The sequence below is a fragment of the Nocardioides sp. SR21 genome (assembly GCF_022761125.1).
Lineage (GTDB): Bacteria > Actinomycetota > Actinomycetes > Propionibacteriales > Nocardioidaceae > Nocardioides.
This window is the reverse complement of record NZ_JAKWJR010000011.1, coordinates 1-16,180: the sequence shown is the minus strand read 5'-3', so window position 1 is coordinate 16,180 and position 16,180 is coordinate 1. Positions and strand designations below refer to the sequence as shown.

Genomic DNA, 16,180 nt, shown 5'->3' with positions numbered 1-16,180 from the left:
AGCCTGTTTCGGGGTCCGCCCCGGATCGGTTCACCTGGCGGTTCCGGCTCGTGGCGAGCTGCCTGGTCCTGGTCGCGGTCGCCTTCTCGCAGCGACCCGGCCGCATCGTCGGCGACACCAAGCTCGACCTCGTCGTCGACCCGGGCGGGCTGCTGGCCCGCTCGCTCCACCTCTGGGACGCCAACGGCAGCTTCGGGCAGGTCCAGAACCAGGGCTACGGCTACCTGTTCCCGATGGGACCGTTCTTCTGGCTCGGCGACCTGGTGGGGTTGCCCGCCTGGGTCGTGCAGCGGACGTGGTGGTCGCTGCTGCTGGTCGTGGCGTTCCTGGGCATCGTCAAGCTGTGCGGCGTCCTCGGCCTCGGCTCGCCGATGACCCGGATCGTGGCCGGCTTCGCCTACGCGCTGTCGCCGCGGATCCTCACGGTGCTGGGCCCGATCTCCATCGAGGGCTGGCCGAGCGCCGTCGCCCCGTGGGTGCTGGTGCCGCTGGTGATCGGCGCGAGCCGCGGCTCGCCCCGGCGGGCCGCGCTGCTCTCGGCGCTCGCGGTCGCCGCGGTCGGTGGCGTCAACGCGGCGGCGACGTTCGCGGTCATCCCGCTCGGCGCGGTGTGGCTGCTGACGCGGCAGCCGGGCCCGCGTCGGCGCTCGATGATGCTGTGGTGGCCGGCGTTCGTGCTCGTCGGCACCGCGTGGTGGCTGGTGCCGCTGTTCCTGCTCGGCCGCTACAGCCCACCGTTCCTCGACTACATCGAGAGCGCGAGCGTCACCACCATCCCGACGACCGCGTTCGACGCGCTGCGCGGCACCTCGCACTGGGTGCCGTACGTCGACCCCACGTGGCAGGCCGGCAACGACCTGATCACGGCGGCGTACATCGCGATCAACACCGGCGCCCTGGTCGCGTTCGGCGTCGCGGGGCTCGCCCTGCGCCACAACCCGCACCGCCAGTTCCTCGTGCTGTCCGTGCTCGTCGGGCTGCTGATGGTCACGGCCGGCCACGGCGGGGAGCTGGCCGGGTGGTTCGCCGGGGCCGAGCGCGACCTGCTCGACGCGGCGCTGGCCCCGCTCCGCAACGTCCACAAGTTCGACCCGATCATCCGGATCCCGCTGGTCCTGGGACTCGCGCACCTGCTCGCGGTCACGGCCGCGCGCGCTCGCGAGGCCCGGGAGCGCGACCGGTCGATCCGCTCCGACGCGGTCGGCGACCGGCTCGTGCACCTCAGCGCCCTGGTGCTCACGATCGCCTCCGTCGTCGGCATCGCGGGCCCGGCCGTCGCCGGCCGGCTCGGCACCGCCAACGACTTCGACGAGATCCCGTCGTACTGGTACCGGACGGCGGCCTGGCTGGACGACAACGCGGGCGACACGACCGCGCTGCTCGTCCCCGGCTCGAGCTTCGGCTACTACACGTGGGGCGACCCGGACGACGAGCCGCTGCAGCCGCTGGCGTCGTCGCCGTGGGCGGTCCGCAACGCGGTCCCGCTCGCGCCGGCCGGCAACATCCGGATGCTCGACGCGATCGAGGAGCAGCTCGCGTCCGGGCGGCCGTCCGCCGGGCTCGCGGACTACCTCACCCGCGCCGGCATCGGCCACCTCGTCGTGCGCAACGACCTGCGCGGTGCGGAACAGGTCCCGGCCGTCGCCGTCCACCAGGTGCTCGACGGCTCGCCCGGCATCACCGAGGTCGCGGCGTTCGGTCCCGTGGTCGGTAGCCGGCCCGTGGTCACGCCGGACGAGGACGACGACGAAGAGCGGGTCGCGATCGACAACGGGTGGTCGGAGCGCTACCGCGCGGTCCAGATCTACGCGGTCGACGGCGCGGAGCAGGCCGTCGCCTCGACCCGGGGGCCGCTGGTCGTCGGTGGACCGGAGAACCTGCTCGAGCTGCTCGAGACCGGGCTGATCGGCGACGCCCCGGCGGTGCTGGCGGCCGACGCGCCCGAGGACGTCGACACGAGCGACGTGGTGCTCACCGACGGGCTGCGCCGCCGGGAGCGGAACTTCGGCCGGCTGCGCGACGCGGCGTCCGCGACCCTCGAGCGCGACGACCCCGGGCGCCGAGAAGCTCCGGCCCGTGACTACACGCTCGGGGACCAGCGGTGGGAGACGTACGCCGAGCTCGAGGGGGCGACGTCCGTGAGCGCCTCGTCGTCGCGCGCGTACGCCGACCGCTCGGGGCCGGTCGTCCCGGAGTACCAGCCGTTCTCGGCGTTCGACGGGCTGACGTCGACGCAGTGGGAGTCCGATCTCGACGACGAGGCCCCGTGGGTGCGGGTCGAGCTCGCCGAGCCCGTCGACCTGAGCAGCGTCGTGGTCGTCGCGGGTGAGACCGGACGCACGAAGCCGGAGGTGATCCGGGTGCTCACCGACAACGGGTCGAGCGATCCTGTCGAGGCGCGAGCCGGCGAGCCCGTGACCGTCGCGGTGCCCGCGGGCGAGACGTCCTCGGTGACGGTGATCCGGCACCGTGTCGGCGGTGGCGCCATGGCGGTCGCGGAGGTCTACGCCACGGGCATCGACGTCGACCGCACCCTGGTGCTGCCCGAGGTGCCGGCGAGCTGGGGCCCGCCCGCGTCGGTGCTGCTGTCCTCGACCGCCGGGTGGCGGGACGCGTGCGTGACCGTCGGTGAGGACGTCCGCTGCTCCCCGAGCCGCGGGCGCGGCGGCGAGGAGCCGGGCGCCCTCGACCGGACCGTCCGGCTCGGCGAGGGAGCGGCGTACCAGGTCGCGGTCGAGGTGAACCCCACCGACGGCCAGGCCCTGCACGGCCTGATCCAGCGCGACCAGCTCATCAACGCGCGGGCGTCGTCGCAGGCCGTCGAGGACGCCCGTGCCTCCGCGATCGCCGCGATCGACGGCGACCTCGGGACGACCTGGGTCGCCGACCCCGACGACCAGCGTCCGGCGCTGTCGCTGAACTGGATCGGCCAGCGCACGGTCCGTGGCCTCGACCTCAGGCTCGACCGGGACGCCGCGGCGTCGCCGGTGACGAAGGTCGTGCTCCGCTACCCGGGCGGCCAGCAGACCGTCGAGCTGGACGATGGGCACGCCGACGTCGAGCCGTTCCGGAGCACCAGCGTCGACCTGTACCTGACGTCGAAGGACGAGACCGAGAACCTCGCTCCGAACGGCAGCACCCAGACCCTCGGCGTCGGCGTCAGCGAGGTCCGGCTCCGCGGCGTCGGGCTGCTGCCGGTGACGCTGTCCGACGTGCCGCGGGACCTCGGCTGCGAGTTCGGGCCGACCGTGCGCGTCGACGGCTCCTTCTACCCGAGCGCGGTGACGGCCTCGGCCCAGCAGCTCTTCGACGGAGGGCTGCTGCCGGCCCGGGTGTGCGGCCCCGACGAGCTGCGGCTCGAGTCGGGGGAGACGCGCGTCGTGCTCTCGCCGGCACCGGCGTTCCAGGGCCGGCGGTTGGTCCTGACCCGGGCGCCGGTCCCGTCGGCGGAGGTGACCCCCGCCGAGCTCGTCGACGAGTCGCCGGCGTCGCGCGTGCTCGAGGTGCCGACCGACGACGCCTCGATCGCCGCGATCCGGGAGAACCAGAACCCGGGTTGGGTGGGCACGACGCCGGACGACGGCACGGTCGAGTCGATGACCGTCGACGGCTGGCAGCAGGCCTGGCGCCTGGACGGCGACGTCGACCGGATCGAGCTGCGGTTCGTCCCCGACGCGTTCTACCGCGTCGCGCTCCTCGTGGGCGGCGTGCTGCTCCTGCTGCTGGTGGCGCTGGCGGTCGTCCGCCGCAGGGAGACCTCGGACCTGCCCGCGATCGGTGCGCGCACGCTGCCGCCGGCGCTGGTCGCCGTCGTGGGGCTCGTGACGTACGGCGTCGTCGGCGGCTGGTGGGCCCTCGCGGTCAGCGGGGGAGCACTGGCGTTGACCGGGTTGGCCCTGGACCGCGGACTGCCGCGCGACGGCGCCGCCTGGGTCAGCGGTCTCCTCGCCGGATCCGCCGGGCTTTTCTACTGGTGGCGCCCGCTCGGCTCGCCCGACGGCTGGGCCGGCACGATGATCGCGCCTCAGCTGCTGGTGTTCGCCGGGCTCGGCGTGCTGCTCGCGCTGGTGCTCGACGACGGGCGGTCGAAGACGTTCTTCCAGCGCAGGGCCGGGCGCTCCACCACGCGGTAGAGCACCTCTGAGACCGCGATGCTGATGACCAGCGTCAGCGTGAAGAGCTCCAGCGTGCGTCCGGCGAACAGCTCCATGTCCCGCCAGCGGGCGACGAGCTCGAGGATCACCAGGTGCACGCAGAAGATGCCGTAGGAGATGCGGCCGAGGTGGCGCAGCGGCGCCCACGACAACGTCTTGATGTACGCACCGCTCGGGAGGGCGAAGACCCCCGGCAGGATGACCAGCCCGGCGATCACGGCGTACGCGACGTTCTTCACGATCGCCTCTCCGGCTGCCGGCGAGCTCAGCGAGGCCGGGCCGGCGATCGGGGTGGAGACGATCGCGAACAGGGCGAGCGCGGCGACCCAGCAGGTGCCGGGGGAGCGGCCCATCCGCTGCAGGGTGTCGGCGACGCGTACGGATCCGGCGGCGTCCGGGCCGGCCTCGAGGCGTACGGCGGCGGCCGCGATCGCGATCCCGACACCGAACCACGACAGGTAGCCCGGGAGCCAGACGGTGACGTTCGCACCGGTGTCGCTGAGCACGGTGGCCGACGCCACGAGCCAGCCGATGTTGGCCACGAGCATGCCGGTGAGCACCAGCGTCAGGCGCTCGCGGCGGCGGCCGAGCACCAGCCACATCAGCAGCGGCAGCACCAGGTAGAACGCGACCTCGGTCGCCAGGCTCCACATCTGGGTGAGGCCGTCGGGCAGCTGGGTGTCGGCGTAGATGTTGGTGAGCGTGAGCGTCTGGGCCCACGTCAGGAGGCTCGCGTCGTCGTTGCCCGGGAGGAGCACCAGTGCGGCGACCGCGGCGACGGCGTACATCGGGTAGATGCGCAGCAGGCGGTGCCAGAAGTAGACGTTCGTGCGAGGAGCGGGTGCCCGGTGCGCGTGCTGCTCGAACCACGCCCGCGACAGCAGGAAGCCCGAGAGCACGAAGAAGATCGCGACGCCGATGTCGAGCCGGGCGAGCGCCGTGCCGTAGCCCTCACGGGCGTAGGCGCCACCCCAGAAGGACGCGTGCGTCGCGAGCACCGCGATCGAGGCCACCGCGCGCATCGAGTCGAGCGCCGGGAGGGTGCCCCGGGCCCGGGCGACGACGGCGCGGGACTCCTCGAGTGGCATGGTCCGAACTATCGCACGCGAGGGTCGCTAGCCTCGTGGCCCATGATGCTGACCGACATCGCTGGTCGCCTGGTCACGCTGAGCCGCGAGAGGGGTCTCGTCTCGGTGCTGCGGGCGAGTCTCGGCTGGGCGGTCGGCTGGGTGGCCGGGCGGCCCCGTGCCGGCCGGCCGTCGACGCGCACGTTCCGCTGGGACGGCCGCGACGTGCCGTACTTCAGCCACGCGTACCACTACACCTGGCTCAACGAGCGCGCCGTCGAGACGCCGCTGGCGCTGGAGGCGCTCGCCGAGCACGGCGGTGCGGACGTGCTCGAGGTCGGCAACGTGCTCAGCCACTACCACCCGGTCGACCACCTGGTGATCGACAAGTACGAGGTGGCACCGGGCGTCCTGAACGTCGACGCCGTCGACTTCGAGACCGATCGTCGCTTCGACCTCGTCCTGGCGGTCTCCACCCTGGAGCACGTGGGGCTGGACGAGGACGTCCGGGACCCGGAGAAGGCGGCCCGCGCGGTCGGGCACCTCTGCTCGCTGCTCAAGCCGGGCGGACGCCTGTGGATCACCCACCCGGTGGGCTACAACCCCGACCTCGACGCGCAGCTGCGCTCCGGCGAGCTCGGCCTCACCCTGCGTGCGCTGCGGCGCGACCAGCACCGCAACCGGTGGCGGGAGGTGCCGGTCGACGAGGTCTGGTCAGCGGGCTACGACCGGCTGCTCTACACCGCTCACGGCGTGGTCGTGGGGGAGTACGTCGCCCCGAAGATCGCCGTGCCCGGCGTGAACTGACCGCGGACGCCGGACCAGCCGCCCCAGACCCGCTCGTGGTTGTCCGGCCACTCCGGCTCGCGCAGGTCGGTGATCACGAACCCCTGGCCGGCGAGCAGCGCGACCCAGTCGCCGAGGGTGCGGTGGTGCTCGACGTACGACACCCGCCCGGTCTCGTCGTCGACCTCGACGTACGGCGTGCGGTCCCAGTAGGACTGGCTCGCGGTCAGGCCCTCCTCGCCGGGGTCGTCGGGGAACATCCACCGGGTCGGGTGCGTGATCGAGAACGCGTAGCGCCCGCCTCGCCGCAGCACCCGCGCGGTCTCGGCCACGGCGGTCTCGATGTCGCTGATGAACTGCAGCGCGCCGAACGACGAGAATACGACGTCGAAGGAGTCGTCGGCGAACGGCAGCGCGGTCGCCGTGCCGAGGACCGACGGCACGGGTGCGCCGGTCTCGAGGTCGATCCGCCGCGAGTGCTGGAGCTGGCGCATGCTCAGGTCGAGGCCGTAGGAACGACCGCCCTGGGCACGCACCCAGCGTGAGCACTGGCCGGCGCCCGAGCCGACCTCGAGGACGTCGCGGTCCGCGACGTCCCCGAGGACTCGTGCCTCGGCCTCGGTCAGTCCCTCGGGACCCCAGACGAAGCCGGCGTCACCGAGGAACTCGCCGTGGGTGGCTTGGTACTCGTCGGCGTAGCGGTCCCAGTCCGGGCCGTTGGCCCGGCGGGACTCCTCCTCCGAGACCGCACGGCGCTCGACCCGCACCGGGGGATGGTTCTCCACGGTGCGGAGCGTATCCGGCGACCGCTACCACCAGCTCGTCGCGGCGGTCCGGGCCACGCGCGGGTTGCTCGGGCTGCTGCGGCGGTCCAGCGGGTCGCTGCCCCGTCGTACCTCCTCGCCGTCGCTCTTGCCGCCGTCGTCGGTGTCCCAGTCGCACGGGTTGGTGTGGACGTGCTTCACCTCGCGCCCGTCCTTGAGCCGGTCGCGGTCGGTGTCCTTCCGCTTCGGGTTGCTGAAGCAGCTCCGGTAGCCCGGCGCGTGGCGCAGCACCTCGCGCCCGTCGGTCAGCCCGTCGCGGTCGGTGTCCTTCCGCTTCGGGTTCGTCCGCGTCCTGGTGACCTCGCGGCCGTCCTCCAGGCGGTCGCCGTCGGTGTCCGGGTCCGTCGGCAACGTGTGCGTCGTGATGACCTCACGTCCGTCGGAGAGACGGTCGCCGTCGGTGTCCCGGTCCGTCGGGTCCGTCCGGGTCCCGTTGACCTCACGTCCGTCGGTCAGGCGGTCGCCGTCGGTGTCCCGGTCGTTCGGATCGGTCTGGGTGTCGTCGACCTCGCGGCCGTCGGTCAGCCCGTCGCCGTCGGTGTCCGGGTCCGTCGGGTCGGTGTCCGTGTCGTCGACCTCGCGGCCGTCGGTCAGCCCGTCGCCGTCGCTGTCCGCGACCGCCGGATCGGTACCGGCCTGCTGCTCCTCCTCGTCGTCGAGCCCGTCACCGTCGGGGTCGTCGACCGTCGGGAGCCCGGGGCCCTCGGACCCGGAGCCGCCGTCGCCGGGGTCGCCCGCGTCGTTGGGGTCGGTGCCGGCGGCGACCTCGTCACCGTCGTCGATGCCGTCGTTGTCGCTGTCGGCGTCCGACGGATCGGTCGGCTCGTTCTCGAACCCGTCGTTGGCCGTGCCGGACTCCTCCTCGGCGTCGGTCAGCCTGTCGCCGTCCGCGTCGGCCGAGCCGGCGTCGCAGGTCACGCCACCGACCGGTGAGGTCGCGGCTGCCCGCAACGGGAACAGGTTCGCCTCGAGGAGCGTCGCCTCGCTGAGCCCGACCTCCACGTGCAGGAGGGAGGCGCTGGCGGAGGCGCGGGTGCCGTTCGCGCTCTCCACGACGTTCGTGGGCCGGCCCACGCTCAGCTCGACGTGCAGCAGCGGGTTGTCCGGCGACGTGAAGTCGATCGGGCTCCCGTCGGCCGGGAGCGTCCGCTCCTGGCCACCGACGCTGACCGTGACGACCGGGGCGGACCAGCGGACCTGGGCACCGCCTGCGCCTCCGCTCGCCCTCGCGGTGAGGGTCGGGGCGTCCGCGACGGCGACCCGCACCTGCCCGCCGAGGAGGCGTAGGTCGGCGGCGCTGCCGCGCGCGGTCGAGACGACCGACCGGGAGCCGGCGCCCACCAGTCTCGTGGCCTGCCGGACCGACGCGGTGCCGTCGAGGCTGAGCAGCCGCCCCGCCCCGGGAACCGCGGTGGTGCTGACGTCGGCCGTCGAGATCGTCGACGTGGAGAGCGGGACGCCGGGCGCTGGGCAGGCGGTGTCCCCGGCCCAGCGGGCCTGGGCGCTCGCGGTCGAGACGCCGAGCTCGAGCAGACCGGGGACGGTCCCGCCCGCGGTCCGACCGCTGGCCGGGGTGTGGTTGTCGGGCCTGGCGGTCTGCTCGACGCGGGTGAGCAGGTCGGGGAGGGCCTGCTCGGCCAGCGCCACGGAGAGGTTGGACGCCGCGGCGGTGCTGCGCGGGTTGGCGTCCCCGTCGACGCGACCGGTGGCGGTGGCGACGCCGGCGTCGGCCAGCGTCGTGACGCCGGGGACGTCGAGAGCGGTCACGTGGAGGATCTCGGCCGACGTGGCCGCCCTGACCGCTGTCGGTGGCGCGGCGCCGGCGGCGGTGGTCGGAGCGCCGACCGGAGTGAAGGAGTAGAGCGCGATCGTGCTGAGCCCCACGCCGATGGCGAGGGATGGGCGAGTTCTCATCGGGCCTCCAAGGACCGAGGAGCGGACCGGAGTCCCATGCCTCGAACCTCGCCTCGAACGCGCCCGGAGCACAGGCACTTGACGGAGTCCGAGAAAACTCCGGCGTGGCGCCTACCATCGAGGGCGAACGCCACTCGGTCCGACCGTACCCACACCCGAGTGCCCTATGTCACCCTCGGGGTGGGTGCAGTGCCTCCCGCGGTTGGACGTACGTCACGGCGCCCGCGTAGGCTGAACGCTGCGCCGGAGGTCTGCCTGAATCCCAGACGGAGTGGACTCTCGCTCGACGACTCGCCTGAGTTGACGAAACAGCCCTTTCGACGTGCCCGCACGACTCCATCCATCCAAGGAACTACCTCCCTTATGACGAGCACCATCTCCACTCTTCCCGATTACGACGCGCCGCAGGTTGCGATCAACGACATCGGTTCCGAAGAGGACTTCCTCGCCGCGATCGACGCGACCATCAAGTACTTCAACGACGGCGACATCGTCGAGGGCACCATCGTCAAGGTGGACCGCGACGAGGTTCTCCTCGACATCGGCTACAAGACCGAGGGCGTCATCCCCTCGCGCGAGCTGTCGATCAAGCACGACGTCGACCCCAACGAGGTCGTTTCCGTGGGCGACAAGGTCGAGGCCCTCGTCCTCCAGAAGGAGGACAAGGAAGGCCGCCTGATCCTGTCCAAGAAGCGCGCCCAGTACGAGCGCGCCTGGGGCACCATCGAGCAGGTCAAGGAGGAGGACGGCGTCGTCGAGGGCACCGTCATCGAGGTCGTCAAGGGTGGTCTCATCCTGGACATCGGCCTGCGTGGCTTCCTTCCCGCCTCGCTCGTCGAGATGCGTCGCGTCCGCGACCTGCAGCCGTACGTCGGCCAGACGCTCGAGGCGAAGATCATCGAGCTCGACAAGAACCGCAACAACGTGGTCCTGTCGCGCCGCGCCTGGCTCGAGCAGACCCAGTCCGAGGTTCGCCACGGCTTCCTGACCCAGCTCCAGAAGGGCCAGATCCGCAAGGGTGTCGTCTCCTCGATCGTCAACTTCGGTGCGTTCGTGGACCTCGGCGGCGTCGACGGTCTCGTCCACGTCTCCGAGCTGTCGTGGAAGCACATCGACCACCCGTCCGAGGTCGTCGCCGTCGGCGACGAGGTCACCGTCGAGGTCCTCGACGTGGACATGGACCGCGAGCGCGTCTCCCTGTCGCTGAAGGCGACCCAGGAGGACCCGTGGCAGCACTTCGCCCGGACCCACCAGATCGGTCAGATCGTCCCGGGCAAGGTCACCAAGCTCGTCCCGTTCGGCGCGTTCGTCCGCGTCGAGGAGGGCATCGAGGGCCTGGTCCACATCTCCGAGCTGGCCGAGCGCCACGTCGAGATCCCGGAGCAGGTCGTCCAGGTCAACGACGACGTCATGGTCAAGATCATCGACATCGACCTCGAGCGTCGCCGGATCTCGCTGTCGCTCAAGCAGGCCAACGAGACCGCGACCGCGGCGGACGTCGAGGAGTTCGACCCCACGCTGTACGGCATGGCGGCGACGTACGACGAGCAGGGCAACTACGTCTACCCCGAGGGCTTCGACCCGGAGACCGGCGAGTGGCTCGAGGGCTTCGACGACCAGCGCGCCATCTGGGAGGAGCAGTACGCCAAGGCGCACGCTCGCTGGGAGGCGCACGTCAAGCAGCAGGCCGAGGCGAAGGTTGCCGAGGCCGAGGCCGGCGAGGCGACGTCGTACTCCAGCGGTGGCACCGACGAGGCCGCCGAGTCCGAGGGCGGCTCGCTCGCCTCGGACGAGGCGCTGCAGGCTCTTCGCGAGAAGCTGACCGGCGGCGGCAACTGATCCGCTTGCGCTAGACCACGAAGGCCCGCCCTGGGAGACCAGGGCGGGCCTTCGGGCATTTTCGAGCCGTTCGGACCTGTCTCGAAACCAAGACGCGCCCGGCGGAGCCGCCCTAATCTCGGGCCATGTCGATCACCCGTCGGAGCCTGCTCCAGTCGGCCGCCGCGGCGCCGCCGGCCATCGCCCTCACCGCCGCCGAGGCGTCGGCGTACGCCGATCCCGCACGCGCGGCCGAGTCGGCCGCGGCCGGCAAGAACATCCTGATCTTCATCACCGACCAGGAGCGCAACATCCAGCACTTCCCGGCCGGCTGGGAGCAGGAGAACCTGCCCGGGCTGACCCGGCTGAAGGCCAACGGCGTCTCGTTCGAGAACGCCTTCTGCAACGCGTGCATGTGCTCGCCGTCGCGGGCGACGCTGTTCACCGGGCTCTACCCGGCGCAGCACGGCGTCAAGAACACCCTCGAGCTCGACATGCCGGCCGAGTTCTACCCGCAGACCGAGCTGTCGCCGGACCTCACCAACATCGCGTCGGTGATGTCAGCGGCCGGCTACGAGGTCGTCTTCAAGGGCAAGTTCCACCTGACCAAGCCGCTGGACGGGGTGGTCGAGCGCGAGGACGGCAGCTACGCGGGCAACTGGACGCAGGCCGACCTCGAGCGCTTCGGGTTCTCGCGGTGGAACCCGCCGGACGCCGGCGGCAACCAGGACATCGTCGAGGGCGGCGGCGGGGTCGCGGACAACGACTGGCGCTACCTCTCGGAGGACGGACCGAACGAGGAGGGCAAGGAGGGTGTCCACGCGTTCCTCAACGCGCGGGCCGGCGCCGAGCAGCCGTGGTGCCTCATCGTGTCGCTGATCAACCCGCACGACGTGCTGTTCTACCCGGGCCCGCCGAACATGGACCCGCCGAAGTGGGAGCAGGCCGGGTACGGCGACCCATCCTGGTACGACGGCGACATCGGCATCCCGGTCACCCACGACGAGGACCTCTCCACGAAGCCGTCGGCCCAGAAGAGCTACGTCCGGCTGCTCAACGCCTTCGGGCGGCCGCGGACGATCGAGGAGAAGCAGAACTACCTGAACTTCTACGGCAACCTGATGAAGCTCGTCGACGGCTACCTGGTCGAGATCCTCGACCTGCTGGAGACCAACGGCCAGCTGGCGGACACCCTCGTGATGCGCACGTCCGACCACGGCGAGCAGGGCCTGGCCCACCAGATGCAGCAGAAGAACTTCAACTTCTACGAGGAGACCATGAAGGTCCCGCTCGTCTACTCGAACCCGGAGCTGTTCCCGAAGGCGCGGACCTCGCGGCAGCTGGTCTCGCACGTCGACATCCTGCCGACGCTGGCCTCCCTGGTGGAGGCGCCGGACGAGGCACGCAGCAGGCAGTGGCGGGGCATCGACTACTCCGGGCACGTCCTGGGCACGGCGTCCGGTGAGACCCAGGACCGCGTGGTGTTCACGTACGACGACTACCAGGCCGGCCAGAAGTCCGGGCCCTACGTGCGGCAGCCGAACCACATCCGCTCGCTGCGCGAGAAGCGCTGGAAGCTCGCGAAGTACTTCGACCCGAACGACGTCGAGCCCACCGAGTGGGAGATGTACGACCTCAAGCGGGACCCGCTCGAGCGGCACAACCTGGCCCACGACCCGGCGAAGATGACGAACGCGCAGCGGGCCCAGTTCAAGCGGTTGCGGTCGAAGCTGGAGCGGATCGAGCGGACGACGCTGGCGCCGTTGCCGCTGCGCTGACGGTGCGGTCAGGTCGTTCGGTCAGCCGGCGAGCGGGGCGCGGAAGCGGGTGTCGTCCCAGTGGGACGTGGGCGGACGCTGGGGGCCGCGGCCGTCGTGGGCGATGGAGCGGATCGTCGCAACGGCCATGGCGGCTGCGATCACGAGGAGGATCATCAGGAAGGTCATGGCAGTAATCCTGCGCCTGTTGTGATCCTGCCACGAGTGGCAGAAAAGTCAGGGTTCGTTGATTTCCTGCCACATGTGAGGCACGCTGTCTTCATGCAGAAGGTGGCCGTGATCGTGCAGGACGGCGCCGAGCCGTTCGGGTTGGGCTCGCTCGTCGAGGTGTGGGGCGAGCCGGAGCACCCCGAGGACGGCACGCCGGTCTTCGACTTCCAGGTGTGCACCCCGCGCCCGGGCCGTGTGAAGGGCCGCTCCGACTACGACCTGTTCGTCGACCGCGGGCTGGAGGCCACACTCGACGCGGACCTGGTCTGCCTGAGCCCCAAGCACGGCTTCCTCGACCACGACCCGGCCGTCCTGGAGGTCGTGGCGGCGGCGTACGAGCGCGGCGCGATCATCTACGCGCACTGCTCCGGCGTCTTCGAGCTCGGTGCCGCCGGCCTGCTCGACGGTCGCGAGTGCACGACGCACTGGCGCTACACCGACCTGTTGTCGCAGATGTACCCCGAGGCCAAGGTGTGTCCCGACGTCCTCTACTGCCGCGACGGCAGCGTGCTCACCGGCGCGGGCTCGGCCGCCGGCATCGACGCCTCACTGCACCTGATGCGCGAGCAGTTCGGCGCCAAGGTGGCGACCGCGACCGCACGCCGCATCGTCGTACCCCCGCACCGCGACGGGGGACAGGCGCAGTTCATCGCGAACGCCGTGCCCGACTGCGAGGCCGAGACGCTCGGGCCGCTCCTGGAGTGGATCGTGCAGAACCTCGCCGACGACCTCGGCGTCGAGACGCTCGCGCGGCGCAGCCACATGTCCGCGCGCACGTTCGCCCGGCGGTTCCGCGCCGAGACGGGGACGACGCCGCACTCGTGGGTGACCAAGCAGCGGGTGCAGGCCGCCGAGGAGCTCCTCGAGCGCACCGACCACTCGATCGACTGGATCGCCGACGAGGTCGGCTTCGGCAACGCCGCCACCCTGCGCCACCACTTCGGCCGGGTGCGCGGGCTGAGCCCGCAGCAGTACCGCCGCCGCTTCGCGGGCTAAGTGGCCTGAATCCAGACGACTCAGGCCACTAGCTGTTCGGCATCACCACGGCGCGTCCGTTCAGGCCGCCGGACTCGAGCAGCTCGTAGGCATCCAGGGCCTGGTCCATCCCGAAGCGCTGCACGTCGGGGCGGATCTGGCCGGCGCGGTACATCGCGACCACCTCGTGCAGGTCCTCGATGGTGCCCCAGTAGGTGTTCGTCAGCTCGCACTCGTAGGGGTTGGTGAAGAACGACCAGGTGGCGCTGCCGTTCGCGATGCCGACCACCGTGAGGCGGCCGCGCTGCGCCATCGCACCCTGCGCCGCGGCGATCGTCCCGCTCGCACCGACGAAGTCGAAGGCGGCGTCGACGCCACGCCCGCCGGTCAGCTCGCGGATCCGCGCGACCTGGTCGGGCCCGCCGGGCACCGTGACCGCGCCGTTGGCCTCGGCGCGCCGCATCGCCTCCTCCTTCATGTCGGTCGCGATCACGGTCGCGCCGGTGAGCGCGGTCAGGATCTGGACCGCGATCTGGCCGAGGCCGCCCAGGCCCACGACCAGTGCGTGCTTGCCGCCGCCGCCCAGCTGGGGGAGCGACAGCTTGATCGCGTGGTACGGGGTGAGTGCGGCGTCCGCGAGCGGCGCGGCATCGACCGGGTCGGCGTCGCCGAGCGGCACCAGGTTGCGGACGGGCACGGTCATGTACTCCGCCATCCCGCCGTCGCGGCCGAGGCCGACCGCGAGGTAGGGCATCGAGGCGACGTTCTCGCAGTACGTGTCCTGGCCGCGCGAGCACGCCGCGCAGTGGCCGCAGCCGATCGGGCCGTAGACCAGGTACGCGTCGCCCTTCTCGAACCCGCTCACGCCCGGGCCCACCTCCTCGAGCCAGCCGGAGTTCTCGTGGCCGAGCACGAAGGGCGGCGGGATCGAGGCCGGCCCGTCGGCGGTGAACTCGCGGTAGACCGCGACGTCGGAGTGGCAGGCGCCCGCGCCCGCGATCTTCAGCAGGACCTCGCCGGGGCCTGGGGCGGGCCGGTCGATCTCCGTGAGCGAGGGGAAGGTCTGGAACTGTTCGAAGACGACGGCGCGCACGAGGTGCTCCTTCCGAGCGAGGGGACCTTCAAGTCAACGCTCGCCCGTGCGGGTCCGCATCCCCCAGGTCGGGTGAGCGCACGCCTCGCGGGGAACGATGCGTGGGAACCCCTCCCGGGCTGCGGACATGTCCGGGTATGCAGCAAGGAGGAGCGGTGGCCGTCGAGCGCGATCTCGTGGAGCGGCTGCACGACGGCGACCCTGACGCCCTGGCCGCGTTGTTCGACCACTACGGCGACCGGATCTACAACCACTGCTTCCGCGCCACCGGTGACTGGGCCGAGGCGGAGGATGCGACGTCGACGGTCTTCCTGGAGGTCTGGCGGCACCGGCGTCGGGTGCAGCTCCACGACGGCAGCGCGCTGCCGTGGCTGTACGGCGTCGCGACGAACGTCTGCCGCAACCTGACCAGGTCCCGGCGTCGCCGGCAGCGGGCGATCTCGGCGCTGCCGCGACCGGTCACCGAGCCGGACCACGCCGAGCGCGTGACCGACCGCCTCGGATCGACCGCGCGGATGCAGGCCGTGCTGAGCGCGATCGACGCCCTCCCGACACGCGAGCGCGAGGTGCTCGGTCTCGTCGCGTGGTCCGGCCTGACCTACGAGCAGGCGGCCGCCGCGCTCGACGTACCCGTCGGGACCGTGCGGTCCCGGCTCTCCCGCGCCCGCGCCCGGCTCGCCGGACTGACCTCTGAAGGGGACCGAGATGAGTGACCTGAACCCGCCGCCCGACGAGCCGCTGCCCGACCAGTCCCGGGCCCGCATGCGGGCCGAGCTGCTCGAGACGGCGCAGGCGCCGTCACGGTCGCGCCGCTGGCTGGTGCCGGCCGGCGTGGCGGCGGCGGTCGTGCTCGTCGCCGCGCTCACCGCCTGGGCGGTGCAGCTGGGGCCGGGCGAGGAGTCCGGAGGTCCGGCGGTCGCCCCGACCAGCGCGCCGACTCCGGAGCCGACACCGGAGCCGGAGCCGACGGCGACGGGCCCGGAGGACCCGGACGACCCCGGTGACCACTGGGCCGGGCACGGGCCGTGTGCACAGGAGCTGCGCCACCCGCTCCCGGGTGCCGAGCTGGCGGCGTCGTTCGACGAGCACACGAGCTTCTGGGTCAAGGGCGACCGGTTCGCGCTGTGCGACCAGCGGGACCGCACCACCGTGCAGGGCCCGCGGTCCCTGGAGCCGGCCGAGCAGGTCGACACGTACGCCGTCAGCTCGGTCTACACCGCCTCGGGCGAGGTGACGCGGGTCGCCGGCGGGGTGGTCCCCGACGGAGCCATGGCGTTCGACGTCGCGTACACCTTCCCCGACGGCCAGACCGTCCGGGCGGAGACCACCGAGGGTGGCGGGCACACGTGGTGGCGCGTGGTGCACACCTATGAGACCGCCGGGAACGAGATGAAGCAGCCGCCGATCGAGGTGACGGTGTCGTACTCAGGCGTGCAGGAGCACTACGCGCTCGACTGGGGCCCGCACACCTGCGCCCAGGTCAACCACGGCTGCTAGCTGTACCCGGCCGGGACGTTGGTAGCGGTCCTGGTCATTGACGTGAAAGAGAACCCCCGGGTGG

At 72.0% G+C, this 16,180-nt stretch carries 12 protein-coding genes; 7 read left to right on the top strand and 5 right to left on the bottom strand.

Annotated features, from left to right (window positions below):
• Positions 1–50 precede the first annotated feature (50 nt).
• Positions 51–4,133: an alpha-(1->3)-arabinofuranosyltransferase gene (locus MJ604_RS19240; protein ID WP_243060213.1), complete on the top strand. Its 4,083-nt coding sequence runs from the start codon at positions 51–53 to the stop codon at positions 4,131–4,133.
• On the opposite strand, the gene MJ604_RS19235 is transcribed toward MJ604_RS19240, so the two are convergent.
• The gene (locus tag MJ604_RS19235; protein ID WP_243060212.1) at positions 4,025–5,242 is read right to left on the bottom strand and encodes an acyltransferase; all 1,218 of its coding nucleotides are present in this window, start codon (positions 5,240–5,242) and stop codon (positions 4,025–4,027) included. The two genes, MJ604_RS19240 and MJ604_RS19235, sit on opposite strands and share 109 nt — an antisense overlap.
• Positions 5,243–5,284: 42 nt before the next feature.
• On the opposite strand from MJ604_RS19235, the gene MJ604_RS19230 reads away from it, so the two are divergent.
• Positions 5,285–6,028 (top strand): class I SAM-dependent methyltransferase, encoded by a 744-nt coding sequence (locus MJ604_RS19230; RefSeq protein ID WP_243060211.1) that lies wholly within the window; start codon positions 5,285–5,287, stop codon positions 6,026–6,028.
• Here MJ604_RS19230 and MJ604_RS19225 read toward each other — a convergent pair.
• Together MJ604_RS19225 and MJ604_RS19220 are read right to left on the bottom strand one after the other, a co-directional pair.
• Positions 5,968–6,792: a class I SAM-dependent methyltransferase gene (locus MJ604_RS19225; RefSeq protein ID WP_243060210.1), complete on the bottom strand. Its 825-nt coding sequence runs from the start codon at positions 6,790–6,792 to the stop codon at positions 5,968–5,970. The genes MJ604_RS19230 and MJ604_RS19225 overlap by 61 nt on opposite strands.
• Positions 6,793–6,816: 24 nt before the next feature.
• On the bottom strand, positions 6,817–8,745 hold the full coding sequence (locus MJ604_RS19220) for a hypothetical protein (protein ID WP_243060209.1): 1,929 nt from the start codon (positions 8,743–8,745) through the stop codon (positions 6,817–6,819).
• Between the two features lie 363 nt (positions 8,746–9,108).
• On the opposite strand from MJ604_RS19220, the gene rpsA reads away from it, so the two are divergent.
• Together rpsA and MJ604_RS19210 are read left to right on the top strand one after the other, a co-directional pair.
• On the top strand, positions 9,109–10,584 hold the full coding sequence (gene rpsA / locus MJ604_RS19215; protein ID WP_243060208.1) for a 30S ribosomal protein S1: 1,476 nt from the start codon (positions 9,109–9,111) through the stop codon (positions 10,582–10,584).
• 125 nt (positions 10,585–10,709) lie between these two features.
• On the top strand, positions 10,710–12,341 hold the full coding sequence (locus MJ604_RS19210) for a sulfatase-like hydrolase/transferase (RefSeq protein WP_243060207.1): 1,632 nt from the start codon (positions 10,710–10,712) through the stop codon (positions 12,339–12,341).
• 21 nt (positions 12,342–12,362) lie between these two features.
• On the opposite strand, the gene MJ604_RS19205 is transcribed toward MJ604_RS19210, so the two are convergent.
• Positions 12,363–12,509: a hypothetical protein gene (locus tag MJ604_RS19205; protein WP_243060206.1), complete on the bottom strand. Its 147-nt coding sequence runs from the start codon at positions 12,507–12,509 to the stop codon at positions 12,363–12,365.
• A 93-nt stretch (positions 12,510–12,602) separates the two neighbouring features.
• On the opposite strand from MJ604_RS19205, the gene MJ604_RS19200 reads away from it, so the two are divergent.
• Entirely contained in the window at positions 12,603–13,547 is a 945-nt protein-coding gene (locus tag MJ604_RS19200; RefSeq protein ID WP_243060205.1) for a GlxA family transcriptional regulator, read from the top strand.
• A 28-nt stretch (positions 13,548–13,575) separates the two neighbouring features.
• On the opposite strand, the gene MJ604_RS19195 is transcribed toward MJ604_RS19200, so the two are convergent.
• The gene (locus MJ604_RS19195) at positions 13,576–14,619 is read right to left on the bottom strand and encodes an NAD(P)-dependent alcohol dehydrogenase (protein WP_243060204.1); all 1,044 of its coding nucleotides are present in this window, start codon (positions 14,617–14,619) and stop codon (positions 13,576–13,578) included.
• 155 nt (positions 14,620–14,774) lie between these two features.
• Here MJ604_RS19195 and MJ604_RS19190 point away from each other — a divergent pair, with 155 nt between their 5' ends.
• Positions 14,775–15,332 (top strand): RNA polymerase sigma factor, encoded by a 558-nt coding sequence (locus MJ604_RS19190; RefSeq protein ID WP_243060203.1) that lies wholly within the window; start codon positions 14,775–14,777, stop codon positions 15,330–15,332.
• On the top strand, positions 15,325–16,116 hold the full coding sequence (locus MJ604_RS19185) for a hypothetical protein (RefSeq protein ID WP_243060202.1): 792 nt from the start codon (positions 15,325–15,327) through the stop codon (positions 16,114–16,116). The genes MJ604_RS19190 and MJ604_RS19185 overlap by 8 nt, the downstream gene beginning before the upstream one ends.
• Positions 16,117–16,180: the final 64 nt, after the last annotated feature.